19 protein-coding genes and 1 tRNA gene are annotated in these 17725 nt (G+C 53.9%); 3 read left to right on the top strand and 17 right to left on the bottom strand.

Annotation, left to right across the window (positions count from 1 at the left end):
* Positions 1-30: 30 nt before the first annotated feature.
* From iscX to trmJ, 10 genes are all read right to left on the bottom strand, one after another.
* Positions 31-231, bottom strand: coding sequence for a Fe-S cluster assembly protein IscX (gene iscX / locus ACZRMS_RS20350; RefSeq protein ID WP_048359109.1), 201 nt, complete (start codon positions 229-231; stop codon positions 31-33).
* 12 nt (positions 232-243) lie between these two features.
* A complete protein-coding gene (gene fdx, locus ACZRMS_RS20345) occupies positions 244-585 on the bottom strand; it encodes an ISC system 2Fe-2S type ferredoxin (protein WP_003443365.1) in 342 nt (113 codons plus the stop codon).
* A 3-nt stretch (positions 586-588) separates the two neighbouring features.
* Complete coding sequence (gene hscA, locus ACZRMS_RS20340) at positions 589-2451, bottom strand: Fe-S protein assembly chaperone HscA (protein ID WP_463996786.1); 1863 nt, start codon at positions 2449-2451, stop codon at positions 589-591.
* Positions 2452-2501: 50 nt separating this feature from the next.
* Positions 2502-3023, bottom strand: coding sequence for a co-chaperone HscB (gene hscB, locus ACZRMS_RS20335; protein ID WP_261742377.1), 522 nt, complete (start codon positions 3021-3023; stop codon positions 2502-2504).
* Between the two features lie 8 nt (positions 3024-3031).
* Positions 3032-3355, bottom strand: coding sequence for an iron-sulfur cluster assembly protein IscA (iscA, locus tag ACZRMS_RS20330; RefSeq protein WP_048359112.1), 324 nt, complete (start codon positions 3353-3355; stop codon positions 3032-3034).
* A 66-nt stretch (positions 3356-3421) separates the two neighbouring features.
* The gene (iscU, locus tag ACZRMS_RS20325; RefSeq protein ID WP_003443374.1) at positions 3422-3808 is read right to left on the bottom strand and encodes a Fe-S cluster assembly scaffold IscU; all 387 of its coding nucleotides are present in this window, start codon (positions 3806-3808) and stop codon (positions 3422-3424) included.
* Between the two features lie 96 nt (positions 3809-3904).
* Complete coding sequence (locus ACZRMS_RS20320; protein WP_048359113.1) at positions 3905-5119, bottom strand: IscS subfamily cysteine desulfurase; 1215 nt, start codon at positions 5117-5119, stop codon at positions 3905-3907.
* Between the two features lie 49 nt (positions 5120-5168).
* A complete protein-coding gene (gene iscR, locus ACZRMS_RS20315; RefSeq protein ID WP_048359114.1) occupies positions 5169-5660 on the bottom strand; it encodes a Fe-S cluster assembly transcriptional regulator IscR in 492 nt (163 codons plus the stop codon).
* Positions 5661-5850: 190 nt separating this feature from the next.
* Positions 5851-6627, bottom strand: coding sequence for a serine O-acetyltransferase (gene cysE, locus ACZRMS_RS20310; protein WP_463996785.1), 777 nt, complete (start codon positions 6625-6627; stop codon positions 5851-5853).
* Positions 6628-6629: 2 nt separating this feature from the next.
* Complete coding sequence (gene trmJ / locus ACZRMS_RS20305) at positions 6630-7400, bottom strand: tRNA (cytosine(32)/uridine(32)-2'-O)-methyltransferase TrmJ (protein ID WP_463996784.1); 771 nt, start codon at positions 7398-7400, stop codon at positions 6630-6632.
* 144 nt (positions 7401-7544) lie between these two features.
* On the opposite strand from trmJ, the gene suhB reads away from it, so the two are divergent.
* The gene (gene suhB / locus ACZRMS_RS20300; RefSeq protein ID WP_048359117.1) at positions 7545-8360 is read left to right on the top strand and encodes a type III secretion system regulator SuhB; all 816 of its coding nucleotides are present in this window, start codon (positions 7545-7547) and stop codon (positions 8358-8360) included.
* Between the two features lie 157 nt (positions 8361-8517).
* Here the strand turns inward: suhB and ACZRMS_RS20295 are convergent, their stop codons facing one another.
* From ACZRMS_RS20295 to queA, 6 genes are all read right to left on the bottom strand, one after another.
* Positions 8518-9045, bottom strand: coding sequence for a glycine zipper 2TM domain-containing protein (locus ACZRMS_RS20295; RefSeq protein WP_463996783.1), 528 nt, complete (start codon positions 9043-9045; stop codon positions 8518-8520).
* A gap of 121 nt (positions 9046-9166) precedes the next feature.
* Entirely contained in the window at positions 9167-10081 is a 915-nt protein-coding gene (secF, locus tag ACZRMS_RS20290) for a protein translocase subunit SecF (RefSeq protein WP_463996782.1), read from the bottom strand.
* Between the two features lie 9 nt (positions 10082-10090).
* On the bottom strand, positions 10091-11959 hold the full coding sequence (secD, locus tag ACZRMS_RS20285; protein ID WP_463996781.1) for a protein translocase subunit SecD: 1869 nt from the start codon (positions 11957-11959) through the stop codon (positions 10091-10093).
* Positions 11960-12026: 67 nt separating this feature from the next.
* Entirely contained in the window at positions 12027-12365 is a 339-nt protein-coding gene (gene yajC, locus ACZRMS_RS20280; protein ID WP_048359121.1) for a preprotein translocase subunit YajC, read from the bottom strand.
* A gap of 42 nt (positions 12366-12407) precedes the next feature.
* Entirely contained in the window at positions 12408-13523 is a 1116-nt protein-coding gene (gene tgt / locus ACZRMS_RS20275; RefSeq protein WP_261742376.1) for a tRNA guanosine(34) transglycosylase Tgt, read from the bottom strand.
* A gap of 11 nt (positions 13524-13534) precedes the next feature.
* Positions 13535-14596 (bottom strand): tRNA preQ1(34) S-adenosylmethionine ribosyltransferase-isomerase QueA, encoded by a 1062-nt coding sequence (gene queA / locus ACZRMS_RS20270; protein WP_463996780.1) that lies wholly within the window; start codon positions 14594-14596, stop codon positions 13535-13537.
* A 106-nt stretch (positions 14597-14702) separates the two neighbouring features.
* Between queA and ACZRMS_RS20265 the strand changes: the two genes are divergently transcribed.
* Both ACZRMS_RS20265 and ACZRMS_RS20260 read left to right on the top strand, forming a co-directional pair.
* Positions 14703-14787 (top strand) — tRNA-Leu (locus ACZRMS_RS20265).
* A gap of 1274 nt (positions 14788-16061) precedes the next feature.
* Positions 16062-16979: a hypothetical protein gene (locus ACZRMS_RS20260; protein WP_463996779.1), complete on the top strand. Its 918-nt coding sequence runs from the start codon at positions 16062-16064 to the stop codon at positions 16977-16979.
* 33 nt (positions 16980-17012) lie between these two features.
* Here the strand turns inward: ACZRMS_RS20260 and ACZRMS_RS20255 are convergent, their stop codons facing one another.
* A complete protein-coding gene (locus ACZRMS_RS20255; RefSeq protein ID WP_463996778.1) occupies positions 17013-17654 on the bottom strand; it encodes a hypothetical protein in 642 nt (213 codons plus the stop codon).
* Positions 17655-17725: the final 71 nt, after the last annotated feature.

Here is a 17725-nt window from a genome sequence, read left to right as displayed (position 1 = left end):
GGGTATTTCATAATTACGTCGATTACAAGCTTAGTCGGCTTCTTCGATCCACAACCCCTGGATGGCCTCGAGAACCTTCTCTCCGCCGCGATCAGGGATGTCATCGAACTCAGGCAGCGCCATGACCAGATTGCGTAGCGTGACGAAATTCACCGACAGCGGATCGATATCCGGGTGAGCTTCAGCCAGTTGTATGGCGATTTCCTGCACATCAACCCATTTAAGGCTCATGACAACTCCTTATCAGTGCGGCGCTTCGGCAGCATGGTTGAGTGAGTATTTCGGAATCTCGACGGTGATGTCTTCGGTGCCGACGCGGGCCTGACAGCTCAGGCGCGAAGTGGCTTCCAGACCCCATGCTCTATCAAGATAGTCCTCTTCCAGCTCGTCAGCTTCGTTCAGCGAGTCAAATCCCTCGCGAATCACGCAGTGACACGTGGTGCAGGCGCAAACACCGCCGCAGGCACTTTCGATTTCGATGTGATTATCGTGGGCCACTTCGAGAATGGTCTTGCCGGTCTCAGCCTCTACAACCATACCGTCCGGGCAATGCTCGGCGTGTGGCAGAAAAATGATCTGCGGCATCAGTTATTCCTCGATTTCATTCAGGTTGCGACCCGCCAGGGCGGCCTTGACGGTCAAGTCCATGCGACGGGCAGCAAAGGCATCAGTCACTTGCGACAGACGCTTGGTCTGCTGCTCGATGGCATAACCATCGGTGCCTTTTAACAATTCGGACAATTCCTGCATTTGCAGCTCAATAACCATGCGTTCTTCAGCGTCCAGCAGACGCTCACCATCGACCTCAAGGGCCGCTTGCACGGCCTCGATCAGGCGCTGGGCATCCACCTGCTGCTCACGCAATACGCGGGCGACCTTGTCGTCACTGGCGTACTGGAACGAATCCTTGAGCATTTTGGCAATTTCGCCGTCGGTCAGACCGTAGGACGGCTTGACCTGGATATTGGCTTCAACGCCTGATCCCAGTTCGCGAGCCGACACACTCAGCAAACCATCGGCATCGACCTGGAAGGTCACGCGAATCTTCGCAGCACCGGCCACCATCGGCGGGATACCGCGCAATTCAAAGCGTGCAAGGGAACGGCAATCGCTGATCAGCTCGCGCTCGCCTTGCAGCACATGAATCATCATGGCCGTCTGACCGTCTTTATAAGTGGTGAAGTCCTGAGCACGCGCCACCGGAATCGTGGTGTTGCGCGGGATGACCTTTTCCATCAGCCCGCCCATGGTCTCAAGACCCAGCGACAACGGAATAACGTCAAGCAGGAGCAGTTCGCCACCGTCACGCTTGTTGCCCGCCAGGGTATCAGCCTGGATCGCCGCGCCAATGGCGACCACTTGATCCGGGTCAATATCGGTCAGTGGCTGACGGCCGAACATCTGGGCTACAGCTTCGCGCACGCGAGGTACTCGGGTAGACCCACCAACCATCACCACTGCCTGGACTTCTTCCAGCTCAACGTTGGAGTCGCGCACCGCACGACGGCAAGCCTTGAGGCTGCGCGCAACCATTGGCTCGATAAGGGCATCAAAGGCGTCACGGGTCAGCTCTGCATGCCAGTCGCCAAAGGCAACCGATACAGAAGACGAGCTCGTCAGAGCTTCTTTGGCCGTACAGGCAATTTGCAGCAGTTCGCGCTGAGTGCCCGGATCAAGATCAGCGGACAAGCCCGCCTGCTCGACAATCCAGCTCGCAATCGCATGGTCAAAGTCATCACCACCCAGCGCGGTATCGCCGCCGGTCGCCAGGACTTCAAACACACCACCGGTCAAACGCAGGATCGAGATATCGAACGTACCGCCACCCAGGTCATAGATAGCAACCACGCCTTCGGCGTGCTGATCCAGGCCATAGGCCACGGCAGCTGCCGTTGGCTCATTAAGCAGACGCAACACATTGAGCCCGGCAAGGCGCGCAGCATCCTTGGTGGCCTGACGCTGAGCATCATCGAAATAGGCCGGAACGGTAATCACCGCCCCCACCAATTCGCCGCCCAGGGCCTTCTCGGCACGTTCGCGCAATACCTTCAAAATATCAGCCGACACCTCTACCGGGCTTTTAGGGCCCTGCACGGTGTCGATAAACGGCATATGCGACTCACCGCCAACAAAGCGGTAAGGCAGCTGCTCGCCCAATTGCTTGACGTCGGACAGACCACGACCCATCAAGCGCTTGACCGACAACACGGTATTGAAAGGATCACTGGAAGCCGCCAGACGAGCAGACTCACCCACCTCGATGCGATCGGCGTGATAACGCACCGCAGACGGTAAAATGACCTTGCCTTCAGCATCAGCCAGAGGCTCGGAAAGACCGCTGCGCAATGCAGCAACCAGCGAATTGGTAGTGCCCAAGTCGATCCCCACAGCCAGACGTCGCTGGTGCGGTTGAGGACTTTGGCCGGGTTCGGCGATCTGCAGTAGGGCCATCGTAATCAGGGCTTATCTGTAATCAGGCGTGCAACCAGGGCAGCACGGGGTTAATCGTCGAGGCGCTCTTCTAACTGGCGCACTTCGTAAGTGAGCTTGTCGAGGAACTGCATGCGCCGCATCAGGCGTTCGGCCTGTTCACGTTGCGCAGCATCATCCCAGCAAGCAGCGAAGCTGTCGTTCAATTGATCCTGAGCGACTTTAAGCCGACGCTTGAAGGCTGCAATACCTGCCATATCGGCGCTGTCCTGCAAATCTTCAAGTTCTTCGCGCCATTGCATCTGCTGCATCAGAAACTCGGGATCATGCACCGTCACTTCCAGCGGCATCTCACGCCCATTCATCGCAAGCAAGTAACGCGCGCGCTTGGGTGGGCTCTTGAGCGTCTGGTAGGCCTCATTGAGGTTGGCGGATTGCTCTAGCGCCAGCCGCTGCTCACGCTCGGAAGCATCAGCAAACCGGTCTGGATGAACACCACGCGCCAACTCTCGGTAGCGCGTAGCCAACTGCTCGAGGTCGAGCGAAAAGCCCGGCTGCAGTTCAAATAGTGCGAAATGACAAGGAGTACCCACGAATAGCCTCAGATGTTGAAGCTTTCGCCGCAGCCACATTCACCGCGCACGTTGGGGTTGTTGAACTTGAAACCTTCGTTCAACCCTTCCTTGGCGAAATCGAGCTCGGTCCCGTCCAGATAAGTCAGGCTTTTAGGATCGATGATCACTTTTTCGCCATGACTCTCAAAGACTTGATCGTCGCTGCCAACCTCGTCAACAAACTCAAGCACATAGGCAAGACCGGAACAGCCCGTGGTGCGAACACCCAGACGAATCCCCTCACCTTTGCCGCGCCCATCAAGGGAACGACGAATATGCCGAGCCGCCGCTTCTGTCATGCTGATAGCCATCAGGACTCCTTACATATCGCCAGTATCTTCACCACGCTCATGCCGTTGCTGGCACGGGGTCGAAGATCAGATCAAACCTTTCTTCTGCTTGTAATCGCGAACAGCAGCCTTGATGGCGTCTTCAGCGAGTACCGAGCAGTGAATTTTTACCGGCGGCAAGGCCAGTTCTTCTGCCAGCTGAGTGTTCTTGATGGTCTCTGCTTCATCCAGAGTCTTGCCTTTCATCCACTCGGTTGCCAGGGAGCTGGAAGCAATTGCCGAACCACAACCGTAGGTCTTGAACTTGGCATCTTCGATGATGCCCTGCTCGTTAACCTTGATCTGCAAACGCATCACGTCGCCGCACGCCGGAGCACCGACCATGCCGGTGCCTACGTCTGGGTCTTCCGCGTCCATCTTGCCGACGTTGCGCGGGTTCTCGTAGTGGTCAATGACCTTTTCGCTGTAAGCCATGGTACTAATCCTCACTCATCAGAGAGTCGCTCTTGAGACGCTGTAAAAGCTGCTGTTCGCTACGCTTACAGCGTCTACTTACGGCGACTTAAATTGTTAGTGCGCCGCCCATTCGATTTTCGAAATGTCGATGCCGTCTTTGTACATGTCCCACAGCGGCGACAAGGCGCGCAGCTTGGTAACAGCCTCGCAAACCTTCTGCGCGGCGTAATCGATTTCTTCTTCGGTGGTGAAACGGCCGAAGGTGAAGCGGATCGAGCTGTGTGCCAATTCGTCATTGCGGCCCAGGGCGCGCAAAACGTAGGACGGCTCAAGGGAAGCGGAGGTACAGGCCGAACCGGACGACACTGCCAGATCCTTGAGCGCCATGATCAGCGACTCGCCTTCAACGTAGTTGAAGCTCAGGTTCAGGTTGTGCGGAACGCGTGCAGTCATGCTGCCGTTTACGTACAGCTCTTCAAGGTGTTCAACCTGCTTGAAGAAGCGATCGCTCAACGCTTTGATACGGATATTTTCCGCCGCCATCTCTTCTTTGGCAATCTGGAACGCTTCGCCCATGCCCACGATCTGGTGGGTAGCCAAGGTGCCCGAACGCATGCCGCGCTCGTGACCGCCGCCGTGCATGGCTGCTTCGATACGTACGCGAGGCTTGCGGCTCACGTAGAGCGCGCCAATGCCTTTAGGGCCGTAGGTTTTGTGAGCCGAGAACGACATCATGTCGACTTTCAGCTTGGCCAGGTCAATCTCGACCTTGCCGGTGGACTGTGCCGCATCAACATGGAACAACACGCCGCGCGAGCGAGTCAGCTCACCAATGGCAGCGATATCGTTGATGGTGCCGATTTCGTTGTTCACGTGCATGATCGAAACCAGAATGGTGTCGTCGCGCATGGCTGCTTCAACCATCGCTGGCGTCACCAGGCCGTCTGTGCCCGGCTCGATGTAGGTCACTTCAAAGCCTTCGCGCTCCAGCTGACGCATGGTGTCGAGGACGGCCTTGTGTTCAATCTTGTCGGTGATCAGGTGCTTGCCCTTGGTGGCATAGAAATGCGCAGCACCTTTGATTGCCAGGTTGTTGGCCTCGGTCGCACCGGAGGTCCAGACAATTTCACGCGGGTCGGCATTAACCAGGTCTGCAACCTGACGACGACCATTCTCGACCGCTTCTTCAGCCTTCCAGCCAAACACGTGAGAACGCGAAGCCGGGTTACCGAAGTTCCCGTCAACCAACAGGCAGTCGCTCATTTTTTGAGCAACACGCGGATCAACCGGGGTAGTGGCTGAGTAATCGAGGTAAATTGGCAATTTCATGGACTATCTCCTAAATCAGGCTGGCTGGCGCACCGTCGTTTTTATGCAATCAATCGACGGCGGACGCTTCGATCTTATCCAGGTGCGGCGCCTTGCCATTACAGCGGCGCTGATCCTGACGCTGGGCTACTTCTTGTACCTCACGGCGAGTGACAAGGTCAGCCAAGCTGATACCGCTGAGAAAATCGTGGATTTGCAAGCTGAGATCGCACCACAAGTGGTGGGTCAGGCACGTGTCGCCGGCATGGCAATCGCCAAGGCCCTGGCAACGCGTTGCGTCAACTGACTCGTTCACGGCATCAATGACTTGAGCTACCTGAATGCCATGCATGTCGCGCGACAGCTGATAGCCGCCACCCGGGCCACGCACGCTGGAAACCAGACTGCTGCGGCGCAATTTGGCGAACAGTTGCTCAAGGTAGGAAAGAGAGATGCCTTGGCGCTCGGAAATATCGGCCAGGGACACCGGCCCGTGCTGTGCATGCAACGCCAAATCAAGCATTGCAGTTACGGCGTAACGGCCTTTTGTAGTCAGTCTCATGGACAGGTACCACGGAATTCGGAATGGAGGCGAGTATGCTATTCCCGACTATTTAAGTCAACTATTAGACCTAGTACTTTAGTCGGGATTACCCGCAAAACAGCGCGCGCATTGTAGCAGGGTCTGCGGCGCAGTGACACACGGGCTGCCCAGCCTCAATGCGAAACCGCACCACAAAATTACGCCCCGATCAGACCACCCCGCTTTCGTCCTTGCCCTTGACGCAGGCAAAGTCTTCTTCGCGCAACTCGGGCAAGTCCTTGGCACAGTAGGTGCTCCCCAGATCTTTGAGCGCCCCGCACATACCATCGAGCTTGCCGTCGACGGCCTGCAGGTGGTCCAGCAACTGAGCGATGGCGCGCGCCACAGGGTCGGGCATATCCTCACTGACGCCATAGGCATCAAAACCGATCTTCTCGGCCATCGCCTTGCGCTTGGCCTCGGTTTCATCATCACTTTTGATGATGATGCGCCCCGGAATACCGACAACTGTCGCGCCAGCCGGCACTGCCTTGGTCACCACCGCATTGGAACCGACCTTGGCCCCAGCGCCGACCGTGAACGGGCCGAGCACCTTGGCGCCCGCCCCCACGACAACGCCATCTTCCAGCGTCGGATGGCGCTTGCCTTTGTTCCAGCTAGTGCCGCCCAGGGTAACGCCCTGGTACAGGGTAACGTCATCGCCGATTTCAGCGGTTTCACCAATCACAATGCCCATGCCGTGATCGATAAAGAAACGACGCCCCACCTTGGCCCCCGGATGAATTTCAATCCCTGTCAGCCAGCGCCCGAAATTCGACACCAGCCGCGCCAGCCACTTCCAGCCGGCATGCCACAGTAGCGCCGACAAACGGTGAATCCAGATCGCATGCATCCCCGGATAGCATGTCAGCACCTCAAAAGCATTGCGCGCCGCAGGATCACGATGAAACACACTCTGGATATCTTCACGCAGACGCTCGAACATCATTAATCCTTGCGCTTGAGCAGCTCGCCACGGGCTGCTTTTTGGGTTTCGGTGAGAATGCCACGCAAGATGTTCATCTCTGCGCGACTGACAGAGCTGCGCCCGTACAGTCGACGCAGGCGCGCCATCAGGTGACGCGGCTTTTCCGGATCAAGAAACTCGATAGCCACCAGCGTCTGCTCCAGATGCTCATAAAAGCGCTCCAGCTCATCCGTGGTCGCCAGCTCGCCACTTTTAGTGGACGCCACTTCTTCCTTCTCGATCTTGCTCGGCTGACCCTGAGCTGCAAGCCAGGCCATGCGAATTTCATAACTCAGCACCTGCACGGCCGCACCCAGGTTCAGCGAGCTGAATTCCGGATCCGAAGGGATATGCACGTGAAAATGACAGCGCTGCAGCTCGTCATTGGTCAGGCCGGAGTCTTCACGACCAAACACCAATGCGATTTCAGCGCCCTGCACTGCCTCCTCAACCACTTTTTGCCCACATTCGCGCGGGTCCAGCAGTGGCCAGGGGATACGACGGTCACGGGCGCTGGTGCCCAACACCAGATTGCAGCCGACCAGGGCTTCTTCCAGCGTGGCGACGACTCGCGCATTTTCAAGAATGTCGCCCGCCCCGGACGCCCTCGCGTCGGCCTCATGGTGCGGAAACACCCTCGGTTCCACCAGAACCAGCTGCGACAACCCCATGTTTTTCATGGCACGTGCAGCACCACCGATGTTCCCGGGATGACTGGTATTGACCAGAACGACACGAATATTAGGCAGCAAAGGAAGCGCTCACAGACCAGCAAAAGGGAGCAAATCTTACCTAAGGGAAACGCCATAAGCTACGAAAGCTAACGCAAACCTTCATCTCACAAAGTTTTCTGATAGAATATTCGGCTTTCTTTAACAACCTTAGGTGAAACGTCCATGCAGCCCATGCTGAATATCGCGCTGCGCGCCGCCCGCAGCGCCAGTGAATTGATTTTCCGCTCCATCGAGCGCCTGGATACCATCAAGGTTGACGAAAAAGACGCCAAGGATTACGTCTCTGAAGTCGATCGTGCTGCTGAACAGAAAATCATCGACGCCTTGCGCAAGGCTTACCCTACACACGGCATCCTTGGTGAAGAAACCGGCATGCACCCTGGCAGCGGTGAAGGTGAAGACTACCTGTGGATCATCGATCCGCTGGATGGCACCACCAACTTCCTGCGCGGCGTTCCACACTTCGCCGTCAGCATCGCCTGCAAATACCGCGGCCGTCTTGAGCACGCCGTGGTTCTCGACCCGGTTCGCCAGGAAGAATTCACCGCCAGCCGTGGCCGTGGTGCCCAACTCAACGGTCGCCGCCTGCGCGTAAGCGGTCGCACCAGCCTTGAAGGCGCCCTGCTGGGTACCGGCTTCCCGTTCCGCGACAACCAGATGGACAACCTGGACAACTACCTGGGCATGTTCCGCAGCCTGGTTGGCCAGACTGCGGGCATCCGCCGCGCCGGCGCTGCCAGCCTGGATCTGGCTTACGTTGCCGCTGGCCGTTTTGACGCATTCTGGGAGTCGGGCCTGTCCGAGTGGGACATGGCTGCAGGCGCACTGCTGATTCAAGAAGCAGGCGGCCTGGTCAGCGACTTCACCGGCAGCCACGACTTCCTTGAAAAAGGCCATATCGTTGCCGGTAACACCAAGTGCTTCAAAGCTGTACTGACCGCAATCCAGCCACACCTGCCGCCTTCGCTGAAACGCTAAGCGAAAGCCGCAGACAAAAAAAAGCACCCTTCGGGGTGCTTTTTTTTGGGCAGTATTTAATTAGTGTGGGAGCGGGCTTGCTCGCGATAGCATCACCGCGATCTGCCTGACATACCGCATTGCCTGCATCGCGAGCAAGCCCGCCCCCACACTTACATCAATTCAGAATCAGCTTGCCCTGCTTGTCCACGGCAATTTCATTGCCCGGCTCGTGATCCATACGCACCTTACCCTCCTTGCCATCGAGCGAATAACGCACGTCGTACCCGACAACCTTGTTGCTGATGTCATTGACCGTGTTACAGCGCGTCTGGGTCGTGGTGTAGGTATCACGCTCCTGCATGCCTTCCTGAACCTTGTTACCCGCGTAACCACCACCGACCGCACCAGCTACCGTGGCAACTTTCTTGCCGGTACCGCCGCCGATCTGATTACCCAACAAACCGCCCGCCACCGCACCAATCACGCTGCCGACGATCTGATGCTGATCCTTGACCGGCGCCTGTCGCGTCACGGTCACATCCTTGCACACCTCACGCGGCGTCTTGACCTGCTGGTTAACCGGCACAACGGCCAGCACCTGCGCAGCATCAGGGGATTTAACCAAGCTGTAGGTAGCAAAAGCACCTCCGGCAGTAACACCGACAGCACCCAGGACAGCACCAACCAGCAAAGACTTGTTCACGTGAACCTCCAGACCATCACAAGTGGGAACAGTCCCACGCTACTCCCAGCCTTGGAGCACAAAAAAAGGCGCGAGTTCAATACTCGCGCCTTTTTAGGCAACACTCGAAGATGACTAGCCGTTATGGACGGTCGTCAACTTCCTTCTCGCTCGCCACAGGAGGAATCAAATCCTCTGCACTGAGGTTCAGCCAGATCAGCACAACGTTCGCGATGTAGATCGACGAGTAAGTACCTGCCAGAACACCCACGAACAGCGCAATCGAGAAGCCCCACAGATTGTCGCCACCAAAGATCAGCAGCGCCGCAATCGCCAGCAACGTGGAAATCGACGTCGCCATGGTGCGCAACAGGGTTTGCGTGGTCGAAATGTTGATGTTATCGATCAGGCTGGCCTTGCGCAGCACCCGGAAGTTCTCGCGAACCCGGTCAAATACCACAATGGTGTCGTTGAGCGAGTAACCGATGATCGCCAGCACCGCCGCCAACACTGTCAGGTCGAAGGTGATCTGGAACCAGGACAGAATGCCCATGGTCACGATCACGTCGTGAACCAGGGACACGATCGCACCGACCGCGAACTTCCACTGAAAGCGGAAAGCCAGGTACAGCATGATGCCGCCCAGCGCCATCAGCATGCCGAGGCCGCCCTGGTCGCGCAGCTCTTCACCCACTTGCGGGCCCACGAACTCGACGCGCTTGATGACGGCCGGGTTGGCGGTGTCTGCCTGACCCAGCGCAGCCGCTACCTTGTTACCCAGCAACGGATCATCGCCCGGCATACGCACCAGCAGGTCGGTGGTTGCACCGAAGCTCTGCACCACAGCATCGTGGAAACCGGCCGTAGCCAGCTCGGTACGCACCTTGGTCAGGTCTGCAGGCTTCTCGTAGGTCAGCTCGATAAGCGTACCCCCGGTAAAGTCCAGACCGTAGTTCATGCCCTTGTGGAACATGCTGAACAAAGCCAGCACGGTAAGCACTACAGTGACGCCGAACGCAACGTTGCGAACGCCCATGAAGTTGATTGTACGTAACATGGCAGCCCCTTAAATCCACAACTTCTTGAAGTCCCGACCGCCATACACCAGGTTGACCATTGCGCGGGTCACCATAATGGCCGTGAACATCGAGGTAAAGATCCCGAGGGACATGGTCACCGCAAAGCCTTTAACCGGCCCGGTACCCATGGCAAAGAGAATCCCGCCGACCAGCAGGGTTGTCAGGTTGGAGTCGACAATCGCCGTAAAGGCACGACTGAAACCTTCATTGATAGCGCGCTGTACCGTCATGCCATTGGCGATCTCTTCACGAATCCGCGAGAAGATCAGTACGTTGGCATCGACCGCCATACCCATAGTCAAAACGATACCGGCAATACCCGGCAGGGTCAGGGTTGCGCCCAGCACCGACATCAGCGCCAGCAGCAAGACCATGTTGCCCGCCAGCGCCACCGTCGCGATCACACCGAAGAAACGGTAGATGGCGATGATGAAGATCGACACGAACAGCATGCCCCACAGCGACGCATCGATACCCTTGGTGATGTTGTCAGCACCCAGGCTCGGGCCAATGGTGCGCTCTTCAGCGAAGTACATTGGCGCAGCCAGACCACCGGCACGCAACAGCAGCGCAAGCTCGGAAGCCTCACCCTGACCGTTCAGACCGGTAATCCGGAACTGACTGCCCAGCGGCGACTGGATGGTCGCCAGGCTGATGATTTTTTTCTCTTCCTTGAACGTCTGAACCGGCACGTCCTTCTCGACACCATCAACCACTTTCTTGGTGTAAGTCGTCACCGGCTTCTGCTCGATGAAGATTACCGCCATGCTGCGGCCAACGTTGCTGCGAGTGGAACGGCTCATCAGCTCGCCACCATGACCATCAAGCTTGATGTTCACTTGTGGACGGCCGTGCTCGTCAAAGCCCGCCTGCGCGTCGGTAACCTGGTCGCCAGTGATGATCAGGCCACGCTCGATCTGGGCGGTTGGACGGTTGCCTTCACGGAACTCGAAGGTTTCGGAAGTGGCTTTGGAAGCGCCCGGCTCAGCGGCCAGACGAAACTCAAGGTTGGCCGTCTTGCCCAGGATACGCTTGGCTTCGGCGGTGTCTTGTACGCCTGGCAGCTCAACCACGATGCGGTTTGCACCCTGGCGCTGAACCAGCGGCTCGGCAACACCCAACTCGTTGACCCGGTTACGGACCGTTGTCAGGTTTTGCTTGATGGAATATTCACGGATTTCCGCCAGCTTGGCCGGGGTCATCGCCAGACGCAGAACCGGCTGACCGTTCAGGTCTGCAGCGGTAATGTCAAAATCGTTGAAGCTCTTGCGAATCAGGCTACGCGCTTGCTCCCGTGCGGCTTCATCAGTGAAACCCAACTGAATGGCACCGTTAAGCTGCGGCAGGCTGCGGTAACGCACCTTCTCTTTACGCAACAGGCTTTTGACGTCGCTTTCGTAGACTTTCATCCGCGCGTCAACCGCTTTGTCCATGTCCACTTCCAGCAGGAAGTGCACACCGCCCGACAAGTCCAGACCCAGTTTCATCGGGTGAGCACCCAGACTACGCAACCATTGAGGCGTGGTCTGTGCCAGGTTGAGCGCTACGACATAGTCGTCGCCCAGGGCCTTGCGCACGACATCCTTGGCCGGCAACTGGTCGTCTTTCTTGACCAGACGCAGCAAACCACCTTTGCCATTCTGGGCCAGGGAAGCGCCCTTGACAGCAATACCTGCATCCGCCAGCGCCTTGGTTGCACGATCCAGATCAGCCTGAGTGACCTGCAGGGCCGTGCTCGCGCCCGACACCTGGATAGCCGGATCATCGGGGTACAAATTGGGAGCGGAATAAATAAAACCGATCGCCAGCACTGCCAGGATCAGTAGGTATTTCCACAGAGGGTATTTGTTCAGCATCAATCACGCCGCCCGCTTAAAACGCGGGGCGCCTTGCGCGCCCCGTCGATTGTTAAAAGTTGAAACTTCAGATCGCTTTCAGCGTGCCTTTAGGCAACGTGGCTGCAATAGAGCCTTTCTGAATTTTCAGCTCAACAGTGTCAGACACTTCGATTACAACGAAAGCATCGGATACTTTGGTGATCTTGCCGGCGATACCACCAGTAGTTACAACTTCGTCGCCTTTTTGCAGATTACCCAACAGGGCTTTCTGCTCTTTGGCGCGCTTGGCCTGTGGACGCCAGATCATCAGGTAGAAGATGACCAGAAAGCCGACCAGGAAAATCCATTCAAAACCACCACCCATAGGGCCAGCAGCGGCAGGTGCAGCAGCGTCCGCGAAAGCGGAAGAGATGAAAAAGCTCATTAAGCACTCCAGTTGCAATATTGTTTCTTAAAGGTCCGAAACTCAGTCCAAAGGCGGCACAGGAAGCCCGCGCTTGGCGTAGAAGGCGTCGACAAAGGTGGCCAATGTACCCTGTTGAATAGCCTCGCGCAAACCAGCCATCAGCACCTGATAGTGCCGCAAATTATGGATGGTATTGAGCATGCTCCCCAGCATTTCGCCGCACTTGTCCAGATGATGCAGGTAAGCGCGGGAGAAGTTCTGGCAGGTGTAGCAGTCGCAGGTCGGATCCAGCGACGAATCATCATGGCGATGGAACGCATTGCGGATCTTGATTACACCGGTATCAATAAACAGATGCCCATTGCGGGCATTGCGGGTTGGCATCACGCAATCGAACATGTCCACACCGCGGCGCACACCCTCAACCAGATCTTCTGGCTTGCCAACCCCCATAAGGTAACGAGGTTTGTCAGCCGGCATCATCGCCGGCAGGTAATCCAGCACCTTGATCATTTCATGCTTGGGCTCGCCCACCGACAAACCGCCGATAGCCAAGCCGTCGAAGCCGATCTTGTCCAGACCGTCCAGCGAACGCTTGCGCAGTTCCTGGTGCATGCCGCCCTGAACGATACCGAACAACGCCGCGGTGTTGTCACCATGGGCATTTTTCGAACGCTGGGCCCAGCGCAACGACAGCTCCATAGAGATACGCGCAACGTCTTCATCGGCCGGGTACGGGGTGCATTCGTCAAAAATCATCACAACGTCGGAACCCAGGTCACGCTGAACCTGCATCGACTCTTCCGGGCCCATAAACACCTTGGCGCCATCAACCGGGGAAGCAAAGGTCACGCCCTCTTCCTTGATCTTGCGCATGGCCCCCAGGCTGAACACCTGAAAACCACCCGAATCCGTCAGGATCGGACCCTGCCACTTCATGAAGTCATGCAGGTCGCCGTGCTTCTTGATCACTTCAGTGCCAGGACGAAGCCACAGGTGAAAGGTATTGCCCAAAATCATCTGCGCGCCGGTATCGACGATATCGCGCGGCAACATACCCTTGACCGTACCGTAGGTACCGACCGGCATGAACGCCGGGGTTTCAACCACGCCACGGGGGAAGGTCAGGCGACCGCGACGAGCCTTGCCATCAGTGGCCAGCAGCTCGAAGGACATACGACAGTTGCTCATGCTTGATCCTCTGGGGCCGGGGCAGGAGCCGTCGGCGCAGGATTGCGGGTGATGAACATTGCATCACCGTAACTAAAGAAGCGGTACCCATGCTCAACCGCAGCCTTATAGGCCGCCATGGTTTCGGGATAACCGGCGAACGCCGAAACCAGCATCAACAGCGTGGATTCCGGCAAATGGAAATTGGTCACCAGTGCATCGACCACATGAAACGGTCGGCCCGGGAAGATAAAAATATCGGTGTCGCCACTGAATGGCTTGAGCACGCCATCACGGGCCGCACTCTCCAGCGAACGCACACTGGTGGTGCCCACGGCGATCACCCGACCGCCGCGCGCGCGGCACGCGGCCACGGCATCGACCACATCCTGGCCGACTTCCAGCCATTCAGTGTGCATATGGTGATCTTCGAGGCGCTCGACCCGCACCGGCTGGAACGTACCAGCGCCCACGTGCAACGTCACAAACGCCGTTTCGACGCCCTTGGCTGCGATGGCCTGCATCAGCGGCTCATCAAAATGCAGCCCCGCCGTCGGTGCGGCTACCGCACCCAGGCGCTCCGCGTAGACCGTCTGATAACGCTCGCGGTCCGAACCTTCGTCCGGGCGATCGATATAAGGCGGCAATGGCATATGCCCGACGCGGTCCAGCAGCGGCAGAACTTCTTCAGCAAAGGCCAGTTCAAACAGCGCATCGTGGCGTGCCAGCATCTCGGCTTCACCACCGCCATCAATCAGGATTTTCGACCCTGGTTTTGGCGACTTGCTGGAACGCACATGCGCCAGCACCCGATGACTGTCGAGCACTCGCTCAACCAGAATTTCCAGCTTGCCGCCCGAGGCTTTTTGACCAAAAAGGCGAGCCGGAATCACCCGGGTATTGTTAAACACCATCAAGTCGCCCGGGCGTAAATGCTCAAGCAAATCAGTGAATTGACGATGTGCCAGTACGCCGCTCTCCCCGTCCAGGGTCAGCAGGCGACTGTTACGGCGCTCCGCCAAAGGATGGCGTGCGATGAGCGAATCAGGGAGTTCGAAAGTAAAGTCAGCAACGCGCATGATAGGTTTCGTCTAGCAGGGCCGGGGAGTTTAACGGACTTAGTAAAAATAGACCAATAAGTTGTTGACCGACCTAAACCTCATCTCTATACTTCGCCGCCATTGAGCCCTGATGGCGGAATTGGTAGACGCGGCGGATTCAAAATCCGTTTTCGAAAGAAGTGGGAGTTCGAGTCTCCCTCGGGGCACCATAATTTTCCTTGTAAATCAAGGACTTAGAGAAGGGGTAGAAAGAAATTTCTACCCCTTTTTCTATCCAAAAAATCTATCCATTCTCTACCCTTTTCCCCGGAAAATGCGGCTTTCATCAGCACCCCCAACCAAGAAAAATCATCAAGAAACCAGAAAAGTCAAGATCTTTTCAGCGATTCCAAAACCCTTCGCACCTCAGGCAAGGTCGATTTTTGTGGTTGAACTTGTTCAAGCATAAAAATTGAGCACATAGAAATTCTATAAGTGAAATTTGTGCTAAATCAAAAACAACTCTTTTTCGACCAAAAATCTCATCTTCGCTCTGCAAGCATTAAAATGCTTTTTCAAAAAAAAACTCCAAAATTTTTTATAACTTTATGCCAAATTATTGATATTTCAATTCTTCCGACTATCAAATAATGGCTTAAATACGGCAAGAAACATTGTCAATAGCAAAACAAAAATAAATTTATAGTCCGACCTTATTCACATTTACCGGTCAACTCTATTCACATTTTACTTAATTAGATTTTGCAACTAACCACCCGAATAAAAATCATCGACACACTTAAAAATCGCTCCCAGTTTAATTTCACCAAAGAGCGTGGGGGTGGGCCACCTCCGAGAATGAAAATTTTCAAACCCTACCACTCGATTTCAAAATAAAGCACAACTTACGAAAACGACCATAAAACTCATTATTTCAATCAATTTATATTATGGTGGCGTAAACCGCTCAACCACTCTAAAAACATCATTTGCGTGAGCTGTATTTTTTAAGAGCATTTCGTTGCTTTTCTAAAAGCGAAGCTACCAGATGCTTTTGATTTAATTCCCAGTTCAACCCGATAGGGCAAAGGGTTTATAATTTTCAAAGTGTCACACACACGGTAGTAAAGCACTGGAAAAACTTCGTTTTATGATTTGCTTCGCTTCGCTGCTCAAATCTACGAACTTCGTTCGCCTTTCCCAGATGCTTTTGACTTTCCGCCCCGAACGGGGCTTGGCTTTTGATTTTGATTGTAAAAGTATTTAAAAGTAATTAAGAGTATTTAAGGGGGCTGTTTTAGGTTGAGAATAAGCAAATTTTCAAGTGCCTGAGGGGGTCGTTATATGCAGATAGGGGGGGCGTTATATGGTGATAAGGGGGTCGTTCTATGAAGTATAAGGTGGTCGTTATATGTAGCATTAAAATACTAGGTGTCCGTTATTCTATTGACTTACTCAAAATCTATGATTAGATAGTATTAACAGAATAACAAAAGGAGCCTAAATGGAGTTAATATTTAACCATCTTGAAACCAAAAAAAAGATTTACGCACAAGACGCATACATGACGTTTGCCAAGTCAATCCTTCACTTACCAATATTTCAATCAGTTAAAAATGGCGAACGCAAAAGAACCGAGTTAAAAATTGACAGCCTTTATGGTTATAAAAATGTTGAGATGCGTTTTTACCCTTTGTCAGTGGGCTTTGATTTTGACGTATTTTATTACATTCTTCAAAAAAAGATAAAATCCGAAAAACTTTCATTCACAATCGACCTCAATCTATTTATGAAGTTCCACAAGGTTCACCCGAGCAACAAAAAGGTTTACATAGAGAAATTAAAGCTGTCGCTTGATAACATGCTTGATTTCTACTTAAAATTTTCATACGGCCCTAAAACATACAAATGCCATTTATTAACCCACGTTGAAGAAAACGAAGAAAATAGAGAGGAGATAAAGATAACTTTCAGTAAGTTTTTTGAAAATTTCTACAAGCATGACCCGGACTTGATTTTTAATCTTCAACTTGACCAATTCAAAGAAATAAGTGGCGACTATGCAAAAATGCTTTACATGTTCTACTTCACAAACAAATACGAAGCTGCAGTAGAGTTTAAAATTGAAAGCATAATGAAACGACTGAACTCCGAGGAGTACGATAGAAAGGAGGTCTTAAAAAACATCAAGAAAGCCCATGAGCAACTTATAAGCATTGGTTTTTTGAAAAGTGTAAAGCCAATTAAAAATGGACGTGAGCTAGCAGGGTATGAAATTGAATTTGAAAAAAGAAGAGGAAAACCATTGACTGAGCCAAAAGAGAAAGAGAAAGAGAAAGAGAAAGAGAAAGAGAAAGAGAAAGAGAAAGAGAAAAATATCACTGCTGACTTATCGTTATGCGATGAAGAACTGCCATTTTAACGTAGATAAAAAAAGCCCTGATGGGCTTTATTTTTACATTTTCAATTTGAATTTTCTTTTGGTTGTCTGCTTCAACTCTCCATCAATTGGAGCACCTGAACCATCATCATCAATTAATCTTTTAACATAAGCTGAACATATCTCACGCTCAACGTCATCCAACTGGTCAATCTTTTCAGCAATATCAAAGTAAAGAACCGCGTCAGCTATAACATTTCCATTTTGCTCTAAAATATCTTGAACATATTTCAATATTTCAATTTCTTTGTAATTGTCATGCTTATTAATCATTTCATCAATAAATATATGGAAATCACTTTCTACATTTTTAACATGTGCGGCGATAAGTTCCTCTTGATGCTCATGTGTAGATGAGTCCTGTGTGATAGGCTCGAACTCTTTCATCAAATCGTCAATCAAGTCGTCACTGGCAGGTCCAACCAGTTCTTGTTCAACCTGCTTTGCAGGCTCTGCAGGCTTCTCTGGTGCGGTTTGAACCGGTGTAGGCATGGCTGGTGCTACGATGGCAGGTTCGACTGGCTTAGGCTCTTCTACGGCTTTCTTGGCCTTCCATTTTTGAGCTTGTAATTCATAGTCAGCTTTTCTTTGTTCTAGCTCTTTCAAGTCTTGTTGAGTAGGTTTATATCCGGCGGTTGCAGGAGCTGAGTGCAACACGGTTATTGAATTGAAGCCGGAGCATCATGCCGCATAGCCAAGGCTTCCTGCATCACCTCTCCCATGACTTC

Source organism: Pseudomonas sp. B424 (assembly GCF_055408345.1).
This window is presented reverse-complemented; position numbering and strand designations above follow the sequence as displayed.